The 21,751-nt window shown below is 62.7% G+C and carries 17 protein-coding genes; 7 read left to right on the top strand and 10 right to left on the bottom strand.

The annotated features are described in order from the left end of the window. Positions 1-50: 50 nt before the first annotated feature. Positions 51-1,094, top strand: coding sequence for a phosphotriesterase family protein (locus tag PQR67_RS23880; protein ID WP_408464711.1), 1,044 nt, complete (start codon positions 51-53; stop codon positions 1,092-1,094). An 8-nt stretch (positions 1,095-1,102) separates the two neighbouring features. Here the strand turns inward: PQR67_RS23880 and PQR67_RS23885 are convergent, their stop codons facing one another. Next, positions 1,103-1,912: a TetR/AcrR family transcriptional regulator gene (locus PQR67_RS23885; protein WP_408464713.1), complete on the bottom strand. Its 810-nt coding sequence runs from the start codon at positions 1,910-1,912 to the stop codon at positions 1,103-1,105. A 265-nt stretch (positions 1,913-2,177) separates the two neighbouring features. Between PQR67_RS23885 and PQR67_RS23890 the strand changes: the two genes are divergently transcribed. From PQR67_RS23890 to PQR67_RS23905, 4 genes are all read left to right on the top strand, one after another. Then, positions 2,178-3,263 (top strand): porin, encoded by a 1,086-nt coding sequence (locus PQR67_RS23890; RefSeq protein ID WP_408464715.1) that lies wholly within the window; start codon positions 2,178-2,180, stop codon positions 3,261-3,263. An 84-nt stretch (positions 3,264-3,347) separates the two neighbouring features. Beyond that, a complete protein-coding gene (locus tag PQR67_RS23895; protein ID WP_408464717.1) occupies positions 3,348-4,649 on the top strand; it encodes an MFS transporter in 1,302 nt (433 codons plus the stop codon). 122 nt (positions 4,650-4,771) lie between these two features. Next, positions 4,772-6,151 carry an aspartate aminotransferase family protein gene (locus PQR67_RS23900; RefSeq protein WP_408464719.1) on the top strand — a complete coding sequence of 460 codons (1,380 nt, stop codon included), beginning with the start codon at positions 4,772-4,774 and terminating at the stop codon, positions 6,149-6,151. 40 nt (positions 6,152-6,191) lie between these two features. Beyond that, positions 6,192-7,727 (top strand): amidase, encoded by a 1,536-nt coding sequence (locus PQR67_RS23905; protein WP_408464721.1) that lies wholly within the window; start codon positions 6,192-6,194, stop codon positions 7,725-7,727. A 35-nt stretch (positions 7,728-7,762) separates the two neighbouring features. On the opposite strand, the gene PQR67_RS23910 is transcribed toward PQR67_RS23905, so the two are convergent. The 9 genes from PQR67_RS23910 to PQR67_RS23950 all read right to left on the bottom strand — a co-directional run bounded on the left by PQR67_RS23910 (position 7,763) and on the right by PQR67_RS23950 (position 19,721). Then, the gene (locus PQR67_RS23910; protein WP_408464723.1) at positions 7,763-8,761 is read right to left on the bottom strand and encodes a 3-hydroxyacyl-CoA dehydrogenase NAD-binding domain-containing protein; all 999 of its coding nucleotides are present in this window, start codon (positions 8,759-8,761) and stop codon (positions 7,763-7,765) included. A 47-nt stretch (positions 8,762-8,808) separates the two neighbouring features. Beyond that, positions 8,809-9,732: a beta-keto acid cleavage family enzyme gene (locus PQR67_RS23915; protein ID WP_408464725.1), complete on the bottom strand. Its 924-nt coding sequence runs from the start codon at positions 9,730-9,732 to the stop codon at positions 8,809-8,811. A 93-nt stretch (positions 9,733-9,825) separates the two neighbouring features. After that, positions 9,826-10,266, bottom strand: a complete 441-nt coding sequence (locus PQR67_RS23920) for an acyl-CoA thioesterase (protein ID WP_408464727.1) — start codon at positions 10,264-10,266, stop codon at positions 9,826-9,828. 12 nt (positions 10,267-10,278) lie between these two features. Continuing rightward, positions 10,279-11,670, bottom strand: a complete 1,392-nt coding sequence (locus PQR67_RS23925; protein ID WP_408464729.1) for an MFS transporter — start codon at positions 11,668-11,670, stop codon at positions 10,279-10,281. Between the two features lie 353 nt (positions 11,671-12,023). Continuing rightward, a complete protein-coding gene (locus PQR67_RS23930; RefSeq protein WP_408464731.1) occupies positions 12,024-12,944 on the bottom strand; it encodes a LysR family transcriptional regulator in 921 nt (306 codons plus the stop codon). Positions 12,945-13,151: 207 nt separating this feature from the next. After that, positions 13,152-14,267: a porin gene (locus PQR67_RS23935; protein ID WP_408464733.1), complete on the bottom strand. Its 1,116-nt coding sequence runs from the start codon at positions 14,265-14,267 to the stop codon at positions 13,152-13,154. 30 nt (positions 14,268-14,297) lie between these two features. Beyond that, positions 14,298-15,671: an MFS transporter gene (locus PQR67_RS23940; RefSeq protein WP_408464735.1), complete on the bottom strand. Its 1,374-nt coding sequence runs from the start codon at positions 15,669-15,671 to the stop codon at positions 14,298-14,300. A 368-nt stretch (positions 15,672-16,039) separates the two neighbouring features. Next, positions 16,040-17,437, bottom strand: coding sequence for an aminotransferase family protein (locus tag PQR67_RS23945; protein WP_408464737.1), 1,398 nt, complete (start codon positions 17,435-17,437; stop codon positions 16,040-16,042). A gap of 1 nt (position 17,438) precedes the next feature. Next, entirely contained in the window at positions 17,439-19,721 is a 2,283-nt protein-coding gene (locus PQR67_RS23950) for a N,N-dimethylformamidase beta subunit family domain-containing protein (RefSeq protein WP_408464739.1), read from the bottom strand. Positions 19,722-19,879: 158 nt separating this feature from the next. Here PQR67_RS23950 and PQR67_RS23955 point away from each other — a divergent pair, with 158 nt between their 5' ends. Beyond that, positions 19,880-20,782: a LysR substrate-binding domain-containing protein gene (locus tag PQR67_RS23955; protein WP_408464741.1), complete on the top strand. Its 903-nt coding sequence runs from the start codon at positions 19,880-19,882 to the stop codon at positions 20,780-20,782. After that, the gene (locus PQR67_RS23960) at positions 20,779-21,705 is read left to right on the top strand and encodes a LysR family transcriptional regulator (RefSeq protein ID WP_408464743.1); all 927 of its coding nucleotides are present in this window, start codon (positions 20,779-20,781) and stop codon (positions 21,703-21,705) included. Before PQR67_RS23955 ends, PQR67_RS23960 begins: the two co-directional genes overlap by 4 nt. Positions 21,706-21,751 lie beyond the last annotated feature (46 nt).

The raw sequence follows: 21,751 nt of genomic DNA on the forward strand, positions 1-21,751 counted from the left end.
GTCCGGGGACTTTTTTTGTAGACCAACGACCCTATACGGATTTCTGCAAGATGAATGAGCTCACCTCACGGAAGGGCCGCATCCAGACGGTGCTCGGCCTGATCGACCCGCACGGCCTTGGGCCGGCATTGATGCACGAGCATCTGCTGATCGATCTCGTGCCGCCAAAACTGGCCGAAGACGCCGACCACGATCAAACTTCGATCGACCTGTGCAATTGCTGGAAGATCAACTATGGTCAGGTGCCGTCGCTGAAGAACTACCGGCTTGACCAGAAGGACGTGGCCGTTGAAGAGTTGCTGGAAATGCGCGCGGCGGGCGGCAGGGCGATTGTCGACTTGACGACCGGCGGGCTAAAGCCCGATCCACAAGGCCTCGCACAGATTTCACGCGAAGCCGGCGTGCACGTCGTGATGGGGTGTGGCCACTATGTGCACGAGTATCAGGACGCGGCCAATGCGCACCGGTCGATCGACGATTTCGCGAGCGAGATGATCGGCCAGATCACTGAAGGCGCGTGGGGCACGCAAGTGCGCGCAGGCATCATCGGCGAGATAGGTTGCCAGTCGCCGTGGACGGAGCAGGAGAAGCGCGTTGTGCGGGGCGCGTTGATCGCCCAGCAGGAAACCGGTGCGGCGCTAAACATTCACCCCGGTCGCCATGCGGACCAGCCGCAGGAGGTGATCGATACGATCAGGGGCCTCGGTTACCCGGTCGAACGCGTCATCATCAGCCACATCGACCGTACGATTTTCGACGACACAAGGCTCCTGCGGCTCGCCGATTCAGGCTGCGTAATTGAACTCGACCTGTTTGGCTGGGAACAAAGCGCGTATCCGATGTCGGACATCGACATGCCTAACGACGGCGCGCGGCTGCGCATGGTGCGCACGCTGCTCGATCGCGGCCATGCGGAGCAGGTGCTGATCAGCCACGACATCTGCACCCGCACGCGCCTTGGGCGTTATGGCGGGCACGGTTATCAGCATATCTTCGCGAATATCGTGCCGCGCATGCTGCGGCGCGATTTTACGCAGGACGAGATCGATACGGTCCTCACGTGCAATCCGCGCCGCCTTCTGACTTTCGTCTGATGCTCAGGTCAATTCGCAAGCACCCGCTCGATACCCGCAATCGCAACCTCGACGAAGGCCTCGAAGCTTGAATCAAGCGGCACGTCGCTGCCGCTTTGCCAGCGCACGATAAACGCATGGTTCGCGAGAGCGGGTAGATGACGCGCGAGCGTCGGATATTCGAGCGCCCGGATTGCGTGGACTTTCTCCTGCAACTGGTTCGCCCAGGTGGACAGGTCGTCGGTCGGTAGCGGCGCGAATTCGAGCGTCGCGAAGCCGACCATGCTGGCAATCACCACGTTATACATCTCGACGAGCCGCGCCTCGTCGCAGCCTGCGTCAAGCAGCACCGCAAGGATCCGGTCGATCAGCAACGGGCTCAGGCTCGCGTTGGAGACAAGTTGCGCGCCGACAAGTTGCGCGACATTCGGATGCTGCTGCACGGCCTTGCGATAGCGGCGGAACAGTTCGCGAAGCCAGTCCTGCCAGTTGAGCTTTCCGAACTCGGGTGTGACGCCTGCCATGGTCTGTTCGACCACTGCCGCAAGCAGGGCATCGCGGTTCGGCACGTGCCAGTACACCGCAGTGGGATAAACATCGAGCTGGCGCGCCACTTCACGCAGGCTAAATGCCGTCAGGCCGTTCTGATCGATCTGCTCGATAGCTACCGCGACGATCCTGTCGCGGGTCAACGCCTTGTCCGCCGGCGCGGCTTTTTTCTTTGCCGCGACCCCCGCGCGCTTGCCCGCAGCCGTTTTCGCCGTTGTCTTTGCTGCTGTCTTTGTTGCCGCTTTGCCGGTTCTGGCGGTGGCTTCCTGCCTGGTCGTTCTTGTCGTCACGTGGGACCTGTATGGGATGGAACCCCGGGGCGGCCGGCAGGCGGACGGACGGGGCAAGTTGCACAAGACTTTCATTGTATACCGCACAACAGTCTCTTCATCGCGACGTCGCCAGTCCCTCGTTCATTTCCTGGTTGCATTTCTATTTTGATCGCCATATAACGTCCACTTGTTCACTGAACAATAAACAAATGTTCATGGAACATTGAAATTCACTGATGCCGGCCAGCCGGCACATCCTTCACGACGGGTATCGGAGATCTTCATGAAATGGAAGGCTTTTGGGGGCGCGCTGGGTCTGATGGCAGCGAGCGCCGCCGCACACGCGCAATCGACAGTCACGCTGTATGGCCTCATCGACGATGGTTTGACGTTCGTGTCCAACCAGGGCGGTCATCAGGCGTACCGGATGGACGACAGCATCAGCCAGGGTGACCGCTTCGGTTTCAAGGGCACGGAAGATCTCGGCGGCGGCTTCAAGGCGATCTTTAACCTGGAGGGCGGTTTCAACCCAAACACCGGCGCATCGCGTCAAGGGGGACTCGAGTTCGGGCGTCAGGCATTCGTCGGCCTGCAGAACGACCGCTACGGAACGGTGGAGCTCGGCCGCACCTACGATCAGATGACCACGACGCTGATCCGCTATCACTCGGGCTACTGGTCGGGCATCTACGCGTTCGATACCGGCGACCACGACCGCATCTCCGGGAACTGGCTGAACAACGCCGTGACGTACGTCAGCCCGGATCTGCGCGGGCTGCACTTTGCCGCGCAGTACAGCTTCAATTCGCTTGGCGCACCGGCCAACAATTACGGCGCGGCGTACAGCCTCAGCGCGACATACGAGCACGGCGCGTTCAGCATTGGGGCCGCGACTACCAGCATTCACAGCTACACCGTGACGCCTGGCAGCAGTTTCGGCGTGGGCAGTTTCCTCGGTACCAATGTGGCTTTTTCGTCGAAGGCGATTGTTGTCGACCGCTACCGGACGGCCGGCATCGGTACCTCGTACAACTTCGGACCGGTCGGCCTCTCGGGGCTTTACACCAATACGCACTATGAATCGGGCGCGAATGCCGTCACGATGCAGAGCTTCAACGCGGTCGCACACGCCAATCTGCGCCCGGACCTGGTGCTGGCCGGCGGTTACGGCTATTCGAAGATGTCCTCGTATCAATGGAACGAGTTCAATGCCGTGCTCGATTACCTGCTCTCGAAGCGCACCGACGTCTACGTGAGCGCGAACTACGACAAGGCAAACGGTGGCGCGCGCGCCACGCTGGTCACGCTGCCGATCTCGGGGAACGACAAACAGCTCGCGCTGCGCATTGGCATGCGCCACAAGTTCTGATTCGCACCACCAATGACTGACACACCGACATGCCGGCCCGTTTCGCCCGCATGTCTCAACTCACATGACATGCCGGAAGCGACTATGAACAGCACCTCATACCACGCACGATCAATGGAGACCGCTCCGCCCGCGCTGAACAGGGCCGAACAACGGCGCGCGATCGGCGCGGGCATGGTCGGCTATATCCTCGAGTGGTTCGACTTCGGGGTTTATGGCTTTCTCGCCGCGATCATTGCCAGGAATTTCTTTCCATCGACCGACGACTTCACTTCATTGCTGGCGTCGTTTGCCGTGTTCGGCGTGGGCTTTGTCGCGCGACCCATCGGCAGTCTCGTGCTGGGTCGCATCGCCGATGTGCGTGGCCGCCACATCACGCTTGCGATGACGATGATCCTGATGGCCGTCAGCACGGTCGCGATCGGCCTGCTGCCGACTTATGAGCGGATTGGCATCTGGGCCCCCGTTCTGCTGGTTCTGGCACGACTGGTTCAGGGCTTTGCCGCGGGCGGCGAGTGGGGTACGGCAGCGGCGTTTCTGGTCGAGTGGGGCGGCGCGAACCGGCGCGGATTCTTCGGCGCGTTCCAGCAATCCAGCATTTCCGCGGGTCTGTTGCTTGGCTCGCTTGCCGCCGCGATCCTCAGCAGCGCGTTGAGCAACGATGCGCTTTCCTCGTGGGGCTGGCGCCTTCCGTTTCTTCTGGGCGCCTTGCTAGGACCGGTCGGCATGTACGTGCGACGGCGCGTGCAGGAGTCTCCCGCATACGAAAGCGGTGCGTCGCATGCGGCGTCGCTCAGTCGCAGCCAGTTTGCGAAATCGGTCTTTCACGCGTTTTCGTTCGTGATTTTCTGGGCGGTGAGTTCGTACATGGTCGCGGTCTACATGCCGACTTTTGCCACCAAATATGCGCATATTTCTCGCACGCAGGCATTGTGGACCAGCACCGCATCACTCGCGACCGTCATGATCGGGGCGCCGCTGATGGGTGCGCTATCGGATCGCATCGGCCGCAAGCCCGTGTTGCTCACCAGTTGCGTGTTCTTCCTGCTGCTGTCGTATCCGCTCTATGGGTTGATCGTGTCAGGCATCAGCTTCATGACGTTCTTCTGGACCCAGTTGCTGATGAACATCGTATTCACGATGTACTCGGGTGCCGGTCCCGCGTCGCTGGCAGAAATGTTTCCGACGCGTGTGCGCTCGACAGGCGTCTCGTTCGGCGGCGCGCTGGCCACCATTCTCGGCGGCTTCTCGCCGTTCCTGACGACGTGGACGATCTCCTCGACCGGCGCCGCCGCGAATGCCGGCTGGCTGCTGGCGGGCAGCGCGCTGTTCACGTTGCCCGCGCTCATCCTGATGAAGGATCGCGCCCGGCAGCAGACGATCTGATTCCGGCGCCGAAGATTGATTGTTCGGTGTACAATAAAATCATTGTTTGACGATTTATGATTCCGTGCGGCACGAGGGCTGCCGTACGAAAGTTACTGTTCTACGATGCAGGGCACCTTGAAATGACAACGCCGATCAGATCCGAAGCGCAGGTTTTTTCCGCAACGCAATCCGGGACACAGCACAAAGCCGCCACACTCAACGATGCGCTCGTCGCCGCATCCGCAGCCTTCGCGGCGCGCAATCCATTGAGCGCGCGCCAGTACGAACAGGCAGTTGAGGTCATGCCCGGCGGTAATACCCGTTCGGTGCTGTTTTACGAGCCGTTTCCGCTTGCGATGGCGAAGGGCGAAGGCTGCCGCCTGTGGGATGCGGATGGTCACGAGTACCTCGATTTCATCGCTGAATTCAGCGCGGGGATCTATGGCCACTCGCACCCGCAGATTCGCCGCGCGATCGATACCGCGTTAGACGGCGGGCTCAATCTGAGCGCACATAACCTTCTCGAATCGCGACTCGCAAAAGCGCTGTGCGAGCGCTTCGCTTCGCTCGAATCGGTGCGCTTTACCAACTCGGGCACCGAAGCCAATCTGATGATGCTGGCCGTGGCGAAGGCGTTCACGGGGCGCAGCAAGATCATTGTGTTTGTCGGCGGTTATCACGGCGGCGTGCTGACGTTTGGACGCGGCCACAACGCCGTCAATGTGCCGCATGAGTTTCTGTACGCCGGATACAACGATCTCGACAGCGTCCGCCGTTTGCTGGCCGAGAACGCTTCGGAGGTTGCTGCGATTCTCGTTGAACCGATGCAGGGCGCGTCCGGCTGCATCGTCGGCGACCAGGACTTTCTTACTGGTCTGCGCGAACTGGCGACGGCGCAAGGTGTGCTCCTGCTGTTCGACGAGGTGATGACGTCGCGCCTCGCGCCGGGCGGGCTGCAAGCCACGCTCGGCATCAAGCCCGATCTCACGTCGTTGGGAAAATACATTGGCGGCGGCATGTCGTTCGGCGCCTTCGGTGGTCGCGCGGACATCATGCAGCTCTTCGATCCGCGTAAGAGCCACGCGCTGCAACACGCGGGCACGTTCAACAACAACGTGATGACGATGGCCGCCGGCTTCACCGGGCTCACGGAAATCTATACGCCCGAAGCAGCCCGCGCGCTGTCGGCGCGCGGCGAAGCGCTGCGTGAAGCTGTGAATGCGCGTTTCCGTGCAGCCGGCGTGGCACTGCGGTTCATCGGCATTGGCTCGTTGATGAATCTGCAGATCACGGACAAGCCCGTGCGTTCCGTGCGCGACATCGATTCATCGCTGAACGGCTTCAAGGATCTGTTTTTCTTTCATCTGATCGAGAACGGCATTTATCTCGCGCGACGGGGCTATGTCGTACTGAGCCTGCCGGTGACAGACGCGCAGACAGCGCGTTTCGAGGCCGCAGTGGCCGCCTTTATCGACCGTTATGGTTATCTGCTGCCGCGCAGTCCGCGCGCAGCAACGTAGACTTCGCCATCGGGATAGCGTTCTTTATTGGAGAGTGGCGATGGTTGAGCCTGAAGAAATCGTGGAATTGCCGGCGACAACGTTGCGGCGATTGATCGGCAGTAGGCAGATTTCACCGGTCGAACTGCTGGACGCGTGTATCGCGCGCATCGAGGCACTCGATCCGTTCGTCAATGCGATGGCCGCAACCGATTTCGACGCGGCGCGCGCAGCGGCACGGACCGCTGAGAAAGCGGTCATGCGCGGCGAACCACTTGGGTTGCTGCATGGTTTGCCAACCGGCGTGAAGGATCTCGAGGCCACGGCGGGGCTTTTGACCACACAGGGCTCGCCGCTCTATCGCGATGCCGTTCCGCAGGACGACAACCTGCTTGTCGCGCGCTTGCGCGCGGCAGGGGCGATCGTCGTTGGCAAGACGAACGTGCCGGAACTGGGGGCGGGTGCGAACACGCGCAATCCTGTGTGGGGCGCGACGGGCAATCCGTTCAACCCTAATCTGAATGCCGGCGGTTCGTCGGGAGGTTCTGCCGCCGCGCTCGCGTGCGACATGCTGCCGGTCTGCACAGGCTCGGACACGGGTGGTTCGCTGCGGATTCCCGCTGCATTGTGCGGCGTGGTCGGGTTTCGTCCGTCGCCGGGCCTCGTTCCGAGTCCGCGCAAACTGCTCGGCTGGGCGCCGATTTCGGTGGTCGGCCCGATGGGGCGTACCGTCGCCGATACGCGCCTGCAACTTGCGGCGACCGCCGGCCTCGATAGCGGCGATCCGCTCAGCTATCCGGTGCGAGCCGACGGATTTCTCGCGTCCCGCGCGGTCGATTTGAGCACCTTGCGCGTCGGCTGGACCGAAGACTTCGGTGTCTGCGCGGTAGACGACGACATCAGGCGCACGTTTCGCGGGAAACTGGACGCGATAGCGCCGCTGTTCGGCAGATGCGAAGAGATATCGGTGGACTTCGGGGACGCCCATCGCGCGTTCGACGTTATCCGCGCCGAGAGCTTCGTGGCCGGATTGCGTACGGCGTACGAATCCGATCCCGCTTCGCTTGGGCCCAATACGAGGGCGAACTACGAACTCGGCGCCGCCATGACGCTCGCCGATGCCGCGTGGGCACAGGGCGAACAGACCGCGATCATGCGCCGGTTCCAGCAACTGTACAGCCGCTACGACGTTATCGTTGCACCGACCACGCCGGTCTCGCCGTTCCCCTGGACGACGCTGTTCGCGAACCGGGTTGGCGGAGAGCCGCAGGCCAATTACTACCGGTGGCTGGCGTTGACCTATGTCGTCACGTTGTGCACGAATCCTGCCATCACGTTGCCTTGCGGTCGGGATGAGACCGGCATGCCGTTCGGCCTGCAGGTGATCGGGCCATTCCGCCGTGACCGCCTGACGCTCGATATTGCAGAGGCGTTGGAGGAGGCATTCGCGTCATCGCCGATGTTGTGCCGTCCGCGTCCCGATCTGACGAGACTGGCGAATACGGCGATCGAACCGGCGCTGAAGTCGATTGTGACGGCGCCGCCCGTGCTGACAGCTCAAGCAGGGGCTGGCAACGCGGGAACGTCGCTCGTGTAGAAAAACAGCGCATCAGGCGGCGGAACACGCCTTGATCAGTTCCGCCGGCTCCGGCTGTCGCCCGTGCGCTTTGTCTGCTCATCGCACGTCTGCGGTGTGTCCGCTGCGTCGCGCCGCGCGTTCAGAAGATCGCGGATAAGGCGATCGCGCGTGGCCTCGATGGACGCGACAGAACGGCTGCCGAGTTCCGCCTTCACACCGTCGACGACCTGTTGTATCAGTGCGGGTGTCAGGGTCGGCGAACCCAGATCGCCCCACCAGGCCTCCATCGGCGGCCCGAGGTGATCGAGCGTGTGCTGGATGCCGCCTTCACCGCCTGAGAGATGCAGGTTGACGAACGGCCCCATGACCGCCCAGCGCAGGCCCGGACCAAAGGCAATGGCGTCGTCGATGTCCGCAACGCTTGCCGCGCCAATCGACACGAGGTGAAAAGCTTCGCGCCATAGCGCCGCCTGCAGACGGTTGGCGATATGACCTTGCAGTTCCTTGCGGGGATGGATCGGGCGTTTGCCGATGGCGCGATAGAACGCCATCGCGCGTTCAACGGACTCAGCCGACGTTCGCTCGCCACCGATCACCTCGACGAGCGGAATCAGGTGTGGCGGATTGAACGGATGGCCGAGCAGGACGCGTTCGGGATGCCGGCAGGCCGCCTGCACGCGGCTCATCAGAAGACCGGACGAACTGGATGCAATCACGACCTCCGGAGCCACCGCCGCATCGATGCGGCGCAACAGTTCGAGCTTCAGATCTTCGCGTTCGGGGCCGTTCTCCTGAACGAATCCGGCACCTTGCAAGGCGTCTTCCAGATCGTCATGGAACGTCAGGTGCGAAATCGATGCGCCTGACGCAAGGCCGCTTTGCTCGAGCGTCGGCCAATGGCGCTCCACTGCCGCCATCAGACGCTCGCGTGCGCCCGGTGACGGATCGGTGGCCGACACCTTGAGGCCGTGTGCGAGAAAGTAAGCGGCCCAGCTCGCACCGATCACGCCCGTCCCGACGACGGCGACCTGCTTAATGTGTGTTGACGTCATGCGGAACACCTCGTGCGTGAAAGGACGCGTTGCTCAGGGTGGCTTTGTCACGCGACCGAGAAATGCGGGCGCACGGATGTATCGGTGCGCGGCAATCCCATCATCTGCCGTGCTTCCGCGGGGGTGGCGATTTCGTAGTCCATCTCGCGCAGGATACGCACGGTACGCTCGACCAGTTCGACATTTCGCGCGAGTTGGCCATGGCGATAGTACAGGTTGTCCTCGAGGCCCACGCGGATGATCTGGCCGCCCAGCAACAGCGAATTCACGCTTGCGGGCAATTGCGCCGGGCCGATGCCGCTGACACAGAAGATGCTGTCCTTCGGAAGCAGATCGACCATGTATTGCAGCGAGCGCGGGTTGTATGGCATCGCGTTCTGGAACCCGCGATGCGCGTTCATCACCATGTTGATCACGTACGGCGGCTCGTCCAGTCCCAGTTCGATGAGCGACGTCACGTCCTGCACGATATGCGTCGGGCTGAAGACTTCCCATTCGGGCTTGATGCCGCGCTTCTTCATTTCTTCCGCGAGAAACCGGCAGCGCGACGGTGATGTGTTGAGCAGAACTTCCTTGCCGCCGAAACTCGCGACAAAGGTGCAGGCATCGAGTGTGCACATTTCGGCACCGGCTTCCATGCCTTTGAGGCGTTCTTCCCAGACCGTGTCCCACATGCCGCCTTCGATCGGCTGGATCATGTCGCCGTGCACACCGCCGCCTGTCGAGTTGTTGATGACGATGTCGCATTTCGCACGGATCTGCTCGTTGATGCTGCGATAGATATCCGCGTTGCAGGTGGCCTGCTCGTTTGGCAAACGCGCATGAACCGCGACGACACTTGCGCCTGCGTTGTAGCAATCGTAGACATCGCGGGCGATTTCGTGAGGCTGTGTCGGCAGATGCGGATTTTGTTCCTTGAATGCCATGCCGCCCGTCGGGGCAACCAGCACGATGACTTTGTTCGTGGCCATGAGAAGTCTCCAGAAATTGGTTTGATTCAGCTTTGGGGCAATACCTGATGCATTGGACGCGCCGGATGAAACTCAGAGACGTACCGCAACGGCTTACGGATTGACGACCTGTTCATCCATGACGAAGTTTTCGATCCGCCTGCGCAGATCGGGTGGAATCGGAATCGCCTCGCGGCTTTCAAGCGAGAACAGCACGATCACCTGTTCGATGCGCACGCGTACTGATTCGCCGGCACAGGCGTAAAGCGAGAGTGCGATGGAGCTTCTGCCGATCTTGCGCACGGCGAGGCGCAGCGCAAGCGTCTCGCCGATCTTGCTCGATGCAATGAAGTCGCATTCGATTCGCACGGTGGGCACGCCGAGCCGCTGTTTCGCGATGAAGTCGCCGTAATCGACGCCTAGTCCCTCGCCGAACCAGTCTTCGATCAATTCGTGAAACAGCACAAAGTATTGAGGGTAGAAGACGATTCCCGCTGGATCGCAATGCTGGAAGCGGATCAGCTTGCGGGATTCGAATTCCCGTCCGGTTTGCATGTGGGGGCTCCGTTATCGGGTGGTCGTGTTTTTGCCGTGCGGCGAGGCAGCAGCGTCCAGACTCATGCCGACGCGTACCGCTCGGGCGGAAAGCCCGGCTACGCACGTCACCGCACCGAGCACCAGCACGGCGCTCATCACGTACAGGCCGTTATGAAGGTTGCCGGTCACTGTCTTGACGAAGCCAATGAGCGTCGGGCTGACCAGTCCGCCCAGAACGCCGAGTGAACTGACGACAGCGATACCCGGCGCCAGGGCCTTTCCCGACAGATAGGTCGGCGGGATGACCCAGAACACGGCGCCGGCACCGAACACGAAGAACGCCGACGCACACAGCAGCACGAGCGAGATCGCCAGCGAAGCGCCGGTCAGCGTGGTGGCAGCAAGCGCGCACGCGCCCAGCACATAGGCCAGCGCGAGATGCCAGCGGCGCTCGCGACGCCGGTCGGAGCTCCATGGCAACAGCAGCATGCCGGCTGCGCCGAACGCATACGGGAGCATTGAGTACCAGCCGATATGTCCGATCTGCTGCACGCCCAATGCCTTGATCATGGTCGGCAGCCAGAAGCTGAACGTGTAAGCGCCGCATGCTGCGCTGAAGTAGATCAGCGCGATCGCGTAGATGCGTGGATCGATGAACGCGTCGCGCAGCCTTCCATGGCCGGCATCCTGCGCCTCGTCCGCGGCCATCGCCGACAGTACGACGTTCTTTTCGTGTGTGTCCAGCCATCTGGCTTCGCCGGGCCGGTTGGCGAGCATCACATAGCAGAGCACGCCCAGCGCGACTGTAGGCAGACCTTCGAGCAGGAAACACCACTGCCATCCGCCCAGCGATGCGACGCCGTCAAGGTTCGACATGATCCAGCCGGAGAGCGGACCGCCCAGCACGCCGGCGATCGGCATCGCGAACAGGAACTGCCCCGTCACGCGAGCGCGGCGTGCGCTCGGATACCACCAGGTGAGGTACAGAATGATGCCGGGGAAGAAACCAGCCTCGAAAGCACCGAGCAGAAACCGCAGCACGTAGAACTGCAAGGGCGTCGAGACGAACATCGTCGCTGCGGAAGCCAGCCCCCAGAGCACCATGATGCGAAGAAACGTCAGGCGCGCGCCGATTCTTTCGAACAACAGGTTGCTCGGCACTTCGAGCAGCAGATAGCTGATGAAGAAAACCCCTGCGCCGAAGCCGTAAACCGCATCGGAGAAGCCGAGCGCCTGCTTCATCTGAAGCTGTGCGTAGCCGATGTTGATACGGTCGAGAAAAGCAAACAGATACGCGACAAAAATAATCGGTACGAGCCGGCGAGTGATTTTCCGATAGACGCGATCCTCCTCGAGCGCGCTTGCCGCTGGCGTGGCGCGCGATTGATCGCCGCCGGAAAAAGCGGGATTGCCGGTTGTCATCGTGCGCCCCTCGAGCGGGGTTGGGCGCGCGTCGCACCGTTTTCTGCGTCGTGCGGCAGGCGTTCGCCGCATTCGCGTGCGGGTGGGTGATCTTGATCCATGGTGTCTCCTGCCTATCTTCGTCGCGACGGTGGCGACGTAAGGACGATCGGCTTCGGGGCGAGCCGTTTCCGGGCGCAAGGCCGGAGCGCAAGGTTTCCGGGAATGCGTTGTTGTGCATGCCAGTCTGTCGTGGCGATGCGGATCCGTCCATAAAGCGGGTTTAGTCCGGTGTATCGGTTTTACCGATACACGGACACTGAGTGCGCAGAAGGAGGGGGCGAAGTAGGCCTCGGCCGGAGCTTTCGGGCGAATTAACCCGTGATGCCGGTACCCGACGGCGATTCAAGGAAGAGTTCAGTCAGCGTGGATCGCATCCAGCGATGCGCCGAATCCTGATGAAACTGTTCGTGCCAGTGCTGTTTGATCTGGTAAGTCGGCACGTCGAATGGCAGGTCGAAGGCGCGGGTTGTGCCGTCGCGTTCGAGCATGTCGGCGAAATGCCGCGGTACGGTAGCGACCAGATCGGTTTGGGCCACGATGTTGGCGAGGCCGAGATAGCTCGGTACTTCGAGCACCACGTTGCGCTGCAGCGACTTCTGTCGCAACGTGCGGTCGATCACCGAATGCCCGGTGCCGGAGGTCGTGACGACGACATGCCCTTCGCCAAGGAATGCGTCGATCGACGGTTCGCGCGCGAGACGCGGATGACCGGGTGAGGCGATGCCGACGTAATGCTGATTGAAGAGTTTCTGCTGGTAAAAGCCGGCATCGAGCTGTGGCATGAAACCGACTGCAAGATCGGTCTCACCGGCTTCCAGCAGTCCGGCGGTGTCCTCGTCGATATGAATCACGCGGATGCGCACGCCGGGCGCGACCGTGCGCAGGCGGTTCAGCAGCGCCGGCAGCAAGACGATCTGGCTGAGGTCGCTCATCGCCAGCCGGAAGACCCGCTTTGCGGTCAGGGGATCGAAGCTTTGACGCAGTTTCGAGAGCGCGTCGAACGATGCGAGCAAGACCACTGCTTGCCGGTGCAGTTCATTGGCGAAACCGGTCGCCTCCAGTCCCTGCGACGCACGCACGAACAGCGGGTCCTGATAGTGATCACGAAGCCGCGCGAGATTGGACGACACGGTCGGCTGCGAGAGCCCGAGATTCAGGGCGGCCTGGGAGACACTCCGCGTCGCATGGATCTCGGCGAAAATCTGCAGGAGCCTAACGTCGATGTCGGTCATCAATGCTCTTTTCCGTTTGAAAGCCGCCGACCAGCCGGCGCTCGAACCGTGTGAACAACGCGCGCGTCACCGTATGGCCAGCGAGCGGATGATGCTTGCCCGGCGCCAGCACTTTAGTCCGAGGCGCGCGCTGCCCAATACGATACCGCATCAATGCATCTATCGGTATCAGCCCGTCCTGGCACACGCGCGGCGGCAACGAACGGCTCAAAAGAGCGTACGCAGACCGAGCGTGGCGCCTGTCTGGTTGGCCCGTCCACCGAAGCTGCCCACGGGATTGTTGGGATCGGTCACGGAGGCGCCGTTCAGGATGTTGCGGTCGAGTTCGGCGTAGACGTCGGTTCGTTTCGACAGGTGGTAGTCGACGAGTGCGACGAGCGTCTTGATCTTGCCGCCCTCGTTGCCCGCGACGCCAGCCACGCTGTCGAACATCAGACTGACCCCTGCGCTCAGCGCGGGGGTTACGCGATAGTTGACGCCGACATCCACGTAGGAATCGCGACGGCTCGCGGTCTGCGTATTGGCACCGGCCGCGGTACTGACATTGGACAGCATGCTCGTATTGGCGAGCGGCGACCCCGTCGCAGAGCCCACCGTAAACCCGGCGTCGCGCCGGGAGTAGATATAGAGGCCGTACAACGCGACCGGTCCGAGCGTATAGTTCGCGCCGCCGCCGAACACGTTCGCGTGCCGGTCCGCTGCGTCGCTCGATCGTTGCGCAACCGCGCCGGCGGCAAAGCCATTGCCGTTGTAGGAGAGGGCGGCGGCGTCAGTCGAGCCAGCCTGAAAATCACCCGCCTGACCGCCGAACGAATGCTGCAGTTGCAGGGAAAAGCCGTCGCGCGAAATCGAATACTTCATGGAATTGTCCAGCCGCACGCCGAAGAAGCGCGTCTCCCAGGCTTCCTGCAGATAGTTGGGGAAGTTGAAGGTGTCGTAGTTGGAAAGCTGCCAGAACGGCAGGCTGTACATGCGGCCCATCTGCAAGGCGCCGTAGGTCGGATTATCGATGCCGACCCAGGCCTGACGGCCGAATAGCTGTCCTTGCTGGTCGAATGTGCCAGTAGTCGGAAGGAAGCCGTTCTCGAGCACGAACTTCACGGCGGTACCGCCGCCGATGTCTTCGCTGCCTTTTAACCCGAAGCGGCTTCCCATCAGCGCACCCGATCCCAGTCCCCAGCTGGTCGCGCTTTTCGCGGTGGCGGCGTTGGCGGTGTAGCGCAGGCCCGTGTCGATCGCGCCGTACAGCGTGACGGACGATTGGGCGCTTGCAATGCCGCAAGCAAGCATGCCGGGAATCAGTGCAATGGTCGTGATTTTCATGGCGTTACCTGGGAAATGTCGATTGAAGGCTTAGTGGGTGCAATTGTTGACATGGGTTGCGTCGGCGGCATCGTTGCGGCTTTTCGGCGCAAGGAGGGGCGAAGCGGATAGCGCCGTTGCGCCAGGCGGACGCCTGCCGCTCTGCGCGCGGCAGTACCGCAACGCGCTCAGACTGACGAGCGCGCCAAACGCGACGTAGTACGCAGGCGACAGGTTGTCGCCGGTCTTCCCGATCAGCCAGGTAACGATGAACGGCGCGAAGCCGCCGAAGATCGTCACAGCCAGGCTGTAGCTGACGGACAGGCCGGTTGTGCGGGAGGCGGTTGGAAAGAGGCGCCCCATCAGCGCCGGCACCGGTGCGAAATAGGCGGCGAGACCGATCCCGAGCACGAACTGCATCGCGACAAGGCGCGTTACGCTGGGCGCGGCGTCGACGAAGACGAGGGCCGGATAGATGCCGAGTCCCACCAGGAGCCCGCCAGGCGCCATCACGCGCGCCGCGCCGATGCGGTCCGCCAATGCGCCGAAGCACGGCGCCAATACGAACTGCACAAGCCCGGCGGCCATCACGGAGTAGTAGGCGAGCGACGGTGTCAGATGCAACTGGCGAATGGCATAGGTCGGCATGTACAGCAGCAGGACGTACGAGCCGATCGTCGACAGCACGATCAGACCGGTGGCAGGCACAAGACCGCCCAGACCGCTGGTGAATCTCGGCGCCGCACCGGCAAGCTTTTGCACCTCGGCGACGAACTGCGGTGTTTCCTCGACCTTGCGGCGGATGTAGAAGCCCACCGGTCCTATCAGCGCGCCGAACAGGAACGGCACGCGCCAGCCCCAGGACAGTTGCGCGTCGGCCGGCAGAAGGGTGACGAGCATGCCGAACAGGGCCGCGAGTACCGCGGTCAAACCCTGGCTCGCGACTTGCCAGCTCGCATAGAAGCCGCGCTCGTTCTCGGGAGTGTGCTCGAGCAGGAAGGTGGTTGAGCTGCCGAACTCGCCGCCTGCCGAGAAGCCCTGAATCACGCGCGATACGACGATCACGAAGGTCGCCCATGGGCCGATCGACGCATATGTCGGCGCGAATGCGATGGCCAGGGTGCCGGCCGTCATCATCAGCATCGACAGCGATAGCGCTGCCTTGCGGCCGGCGCGGTCGGCATAAATGCCAAGCACGACCGCGCCGATCGGCCGGACGAAGAACGATACGCCGAACGTCGCGACCGTCATCAACAGCGAGGTGAGTTCGTCCCTTGCCGGGAAAAACAGCTTCGAAATGGTGATCGCGAGAAAGCCGAACACAATGATGTCGAACCATTCGAGTGCGTTGCCGATCGTGGCGGAGATCACCGCATGCCGGCGGCGAGCCGCCGGCGTATGGGTGCCTTGAAGCGAAGAATTCATGGGCGAGTCCCTGGGTCGTAGAGTGAAGGCCGGCCGTGCTTGAAGAGGCCACGTGTCACGGCACAGGGCGAACAGTAGAAAGCCAAAATTGCGTCCGCGACGCGCTTTACCGATTAGTTGATATTCGCGAAACGAATATCCGCGAAAAGCGCTGGTCGGCTTGGATTTGACGGCAGATAGGACATACGCGAGGTGGGCGTGTAGCGTGCGCTTACGCCCGCCGATAGATCGCATACCGAATAAAAAAGCCGCGTCGCCCGGAGGCGGCGCGGCTCAATGTCGAGGCCGGAAGAGAATAGTGCGCAGTCCGCATACGGACTGCGCGACTCGCGTGAACACCGTACCTTGAAGGTGTTCCGATTTCTATGTCACGCGAGCAGGCCTTCGCGATCGAGATCGCGTTCGAAGTCGGCAAGCGAGCGTTCGAGCCGCTCGATCAGTTCATCGATCTGTGGCTCCGTCACGATCAGCGGCGGCGCGATTAGCTGGATGTCGCCGAACTGACCACGATTGGCGCGCCGGTTGTAGAGCGCAATGCCGTGCGCGAGGCCGTAATTCGTGAGCCGGGCGGGCGCATTCATGGCCACCGGCAACTGCCGTTTCGTGACCGGGTCGGCGACGAGTTCGAGGGCCATCAACAGTCCCTTGCCGCGCACGTCACCGATCAACCGGCAGCGCTGCTGCAACTCGCGTAGCTTTGCATTGAGATATGTGCCCATCCGCGCCGCCCGCTCGACGAGCCGCTGCTCGACCACTTCGTCGAGTACGGCAGCCGCGACCGCGCACGAGAACGGGTTCGAGAAATACGTATGGCCGTGCACGAAGCCGCCTTGCGCGGCGATGGTCTCGACCATGCGGTTCGGCGCAAGCACGGCGCCGAACGGCGTATACCCCGCCGCGAGTCCCTTGGCCAGCGTGACGATATCGGGCCGCGAACCTTCCCAGTTCTGCGAGGAAAGGAATGCGCCGCTGCGCCCCGCGCCACTCATGATTTCATCGTGAATGAGCAGGATGCCGTAGCGATCGCAGATTTCCCGCACCGCCCGGTAGTACGACGCCGGCGACACGAGCGCGCCGCTCGATAAGCCGCCGATCGGCTCGATGATGAAAGCCAGTACGGTCTGTGGTCCTTCTTCGAGAATCTTCTCTTCCAGCGCCCGGGCACAGGTCGCCACGTGATCGTCGGCGCTCACGCCCGGCGGCAGCCGGTAGATCATCGGCGCGGGGATTTTCGGCATCGTCCTGTACATCGGGCAGTAGATGGACTCGGTGAACGAGTCGCCGGTCACCGCCATCGCACCCATCGTCGAACCGTGGTAACTCGGGTCGCGCGAGATGACCTTGTAGCGCGTGGCTTCGCCGCGCGCTACCGCGTACTGCCGCGCGAGCTTGAGCGCCGATTCGTTTGCTTCGGAGCCGCCCGACACGAAAAAAGCCCGCTCGAAACCTTCCCCCGCGAGGCCGGTCAGCCGGTCGGCGAGACGCACGTTATGTTCGCTTTCGAAGAAGCGTGGATAGGCGAACGTGACGCGCTGTGCCTGTTCAATCATCGCCGCGACAACGCGCGGATTCGAATGGCCGAGGTTGCTGACGACCGCGCCGGAGGTGGCGTCGAGAAACTGCTCGCCCCTCTCGTCATAAAGATAGATCCCTTCGCCGCGTGCGACGCGTGGTGGTCGCGCTGCGCCCTTCGGCAAATAGAAGCTCATTACGCTGCCGCCGTGCGGCGTATCGCCAACGAGACGGGCGGGAAATTGTTCAGACATATCAGTTGACCTCGGTGTGGGCGACGGCAGGCGCGGCATGAGCCTGTGCGCCGCGCTCGCGTGAAAAGCGGATAAGCACGTTTCGCAACAGCGTACTCACGTCGTTGCGGTAGTCGTTGTGCGAAAGCGCGCCGCAGAAGGTGATCGAACCGACCGAGAACACTGCGCCCCCATGGCCGGTTTCGTAATAGACGATCTCGGATCGAATCAGCGTGTCAGGCGTGTTCCGCGCACGCGTCGCCGTGTGCGACAGCAGGGCGTCGAGCGCTGGTCCAAAGGCTGCACTATGGCCTTCGGAGCGCGCGAGGATGGTGACGTTCGCCGGCGTGCCGTCGGCGGCTTCGGTCGAATCCAGTTCGAAGCCGGCCGCGCCGCCGCCGGACAAGCCATAGCCACCGAATAGCGGACCCGCGATGTCTTTGAGCAGCGCGCCGCCCGGCTGGGTGCGTGCGGCGTCGATCACGCGGTAATGCGATCCTTCGAACGGCCCCTGTGAACTGAAGCCGACGCCAACCAGTTGCTGGGGCGTTCGCGCGCTGCTGCGCCACAATCCGCCGTATTCGCCATCGAGCGCGTGGAAATACTCGCCCGATTCGGCCGCCCACGCGCGCACGCCGCCTTCGGTGCGTCGCACTTCGAGCGCGCCCGGCACGCCAGCCGAGCGGCCGACGCGCCAGTAGAAACCATTGCCGCCCAGATAGGCAAGGTTGCCGCCGCTGCGCTTGTACCCGGCTAACGCGTCGAGGGTCGCGGCCGTGTGGTACTCCGGGTGCGTGCCCGTCAGCACCGCGGCATACGGTTCGAGGAGCGCGGCGCCGAAGCGTTCCAGATCGTCGTCCGTGACCACGTCGAATGAAAAGCCTTCGTGCTCGAGCCAGTCGAGCAGGTGCGAGTCCGCGATGTAATGGCGGCAACCGGAGCCGCGCGAGTCGTCGAATGTCAGGAAGCCCGGGCGCATCGTCAGCATCGGGCGCAGGCGTGACGAGAACATCACACCGCTGCCGTCCGAATGCAGGTTGTAGGTCGCGAGACCGACTTCCGGATGGTCGTCGGGATTGTGCGGATACGCACCCCATCGTCCAACCTTGTCGCGCAATGCCGCGTCGAAGTTGCCGCGAGCGTAATTCGCGTACGCCTGATACGTGTAGGTCGCCGCGACGAACACGAGCGGGGCGCCCGGCCGGCCCAGTTCGGGGCGAACGTAAAAGGGCAGGTAGTCAGTGGCGCCGTCCACGCTCAGCCGCATTGCGTAGGCACCGCTTTTCAGCGTCGCGGGCACGGTGAACGCAAAATCGGTCGACCAACCGGCATCGTGCAGATCGTCGTCGTGGAAATGGATGGCGGCATAGTGGGCCGGCGCCGTGCGCCAGCAGCGCTCACGCCCGTTCCACGCGCTGCCGCGCACCGCGCGTGTCGGCAGGTTGTGCAGCGTGCCATGGCGTGCATGCGGCGTTGTATCGGTGATCTTCAGCGTGTCGATGCCGTGCGTGAAATCCCAAGCGGCGTAAAGCGCATCCGCGTCGAAGTCGCTGGCGCGCGGTGCGGTGTATTCGGCTGTGGCTGCATGCCTGGCGAGTGACGGCAGTGCGTCGGCGACGAATGGCGATTCGATCTTGCCGTTGAAATACGCGCGCCGGTCGGTGCCGTCTTCGAGGGCACCGATCAGCAGATCCGCGGCGTCATCGTGGTACGGCGCACGCCATCCAGCGTCGAGCGTTTGCAGCGTTCGGCACCGCACTGGCTCGGTGGCACTGCCGTCGACTTCGACGACGCCCACCTCGATCAGGTTCGATGCGACATCAATTGCGAACCAGACGTCGTACCATCGGACGTCGAGTCGCGCCGCGCATAGCACGCGCACAGGCGGTGCGCCCGGGCCCGCACCGAGCCTCAGCTCGATGCCGCGCTCGCCCACCAGTAGCGAGAAACCCGCCTGCCGTGCCGCGTTCCATTGCGACATCACGCACTGGTCGCTGCGGGCGAGCGCAGTCGGCCGGACGCGGGCGCCCGCTGTGAGCCCGGCGGCGGAACCTGCCGCCGGTACGCCGCTCACGCGCGCGAAAGAGCCCGGCAGTAACGGCTTGTCGACCGACGCGAAAGTACCCGCAAACACCCGGCCGAGCGGTTCGAAGCGCATGCCGGGGCCAGCGGGATTGGGATCGGCGTGAATCACGCGCACCAGTTCGGCGGTGAAAGGGTGCGGCAACTTGCTGGAGACCTTGAATTCGACGGTTTCGCCGGGTCCGGCCGAAAGAACATCGCTGTATCCGGTGATCGTGATCATGCTTGGCTGGTTACCTCGAGGCGCGACGCTGACGCGCACGCACGGTGGATTGAGCGGAGTGGGCGGCTGCCGTGTCGTCATGAAACGGCTTCAAGTGCAGTCTAGGTCCGGGTTATTTTTTCCACTACGCCGCAGACGTTTGATCGTATATTCGTGTCATGAATATCAACGATATCGACCTGAACCTGCTGCGGATCCTCGATGCGGTGTACAGCGAGCGGAGCGTGAGCCGGGCGGCAGTCAGGCTCAATCTGTCCCAGCCGCGGGTCAGCAACGCGCTGGTCACATTGCGTGCGCTGCTGGAGGACCGCCTGTTCGTCCGGACCGGCAGCGGGGTGGCGCCCACTGAACTGATGACCGTGCTGGCGCCGCGCATCCGCGAGGCGCTGACCTTGCTCGAAGGCTGCCTCGTGCAGCGTTCCGGCTTTGATCCGGGTGCCGCGCAGCGTACCTTCCGCCTGCATATGAGCGATAGCATCGAGATCGTTGCGGTGCCGTCGCTGCGGCAACGCGTCGAGACGCTGGCGCCTCGCGTGCGGCTCGAAACGACGCAGATCCCGACGCAGCGCATCCCGCAGGCGCTGCAAGCCGGCGAAATCGACTTCGCGATAGGCAGCTATGGTGTGCTCGGAGACGACATCGTGCGTGAGCATCTGTTCAACGACCCGTTTGTGTTGCTCGTCGCCCGTTCACACGCGCTGCCGCGCAACCCGTCGCGCGAAGCGCTGCAGCAGACGCGCTACGTGGTGGCCGGTGAATCGCCTGACGTCGAACAACTGATGGCGGACCTTGGCTTGACGAGACAGATCAGCGTGCGCACGTCGTTTTATCTGTCGGTGCCCGCGCTGCTGCACGGCGGCGACCTGGCGGTGTGGCTGCCGCACAGTGTTGCGCGTGCGATCGTCGCGTTCGGCAAATACAGGATCGTCACGCCGCCGATCCAGCAACGCGCGGTTGCGGTCAACCTGTTTCGCCATCCGCGCGCGGCGCTCGATCCGGCGTTGATGTGGATGAGTGAGCTTGTGCGCACTTCGCTGAACAGTTCGCGGGAGGCGCGATGAGCCGGCGCGCACAGACCAACGAGGCACGCCTCGATCTCGCGCTGCTCGAAGTGCTGGACGCTGTCTACGTAGAACGCAACATTGGCCGTGCGGCGCAGCGTCTCGATGTTTCGCAGCCGGTCGTAAGCGGCGCGCTCACGCGTCTGCGTCTGCTGCTCAAGGATCAACTGTTCAGGCGCAGTCCCGGTGGTGTCGAACCCACCGAGCTGGTGAATCTGATCGCGCCGGCCATTCATCGCTCGCTAAGCGAAATTCATGACACGCTGCAGGAAGCCGGCACATTCGTGCCCGAGAAATCGGATCGCACCTTTGTGATTAGCATGAGCGACAGCGGTGAACTTTCGTTCCTGCCGACTTTGCACCGGCATCTGGCAATGATCGCGCCCAACCTGCGGCTTCGGTCAGTCAAGATCCCCCTAGGTGAACTCGCGAGCGCGCTTGAAACCAACGCAGTGCATATCGCGCTAGGGCAATTGCCCGATATGGGCGTCGAGTTCGAACGCGCGCATTTGTTCGATCAGGACTATGTGCTAGTCATGGGCGAGCATCATCCGCTTGCGGGTCAAACCGTCACGCGGGAACTGTTGGCGCAGTTTGAGTTCGTGCTGGTGGGCCGCTTTCCGGACGTCGAGCAACTGATTGCCGAGCAGGGCCTGACCGGCCAGGTTCGACTGCGGGTCGCGCATTACCTTGCAGTCCCAATGATCCTCTCTACGAGCAATCTCGCGGTGTGGCTGCCGCGCAGCCTGATTGCACCGCTCGCATTGCTTGGACGTTACCGCGCCAGCAGCGTCGCCACGTTGGAGCGAAATTTTTCACTGAGTGCGGTGCGGCATCGGCGCAGCGCCAGGGACCCGGGCGCGCAATGGTTCTGGGAGCAGGTGACGCAGTTGATTTCTGGCGGCGATCGTGAGCGGGGTTAAGTGAGGCACGCGATCCGAACTTGATTGTCCCGGCTGGCACGATCGT

The organism is Paraburkholderia fungorum, from assembly GCF_046026025.1.
In the GTDB taxonomy this organism is placed as follows: domain Bacteria; phylum Pseudomonadota; class Gammaproteobacteria; order Burkholderiales; family Burkholderiaceae; genus Paraburkholderia; species Paraburkholderia fungorum_E.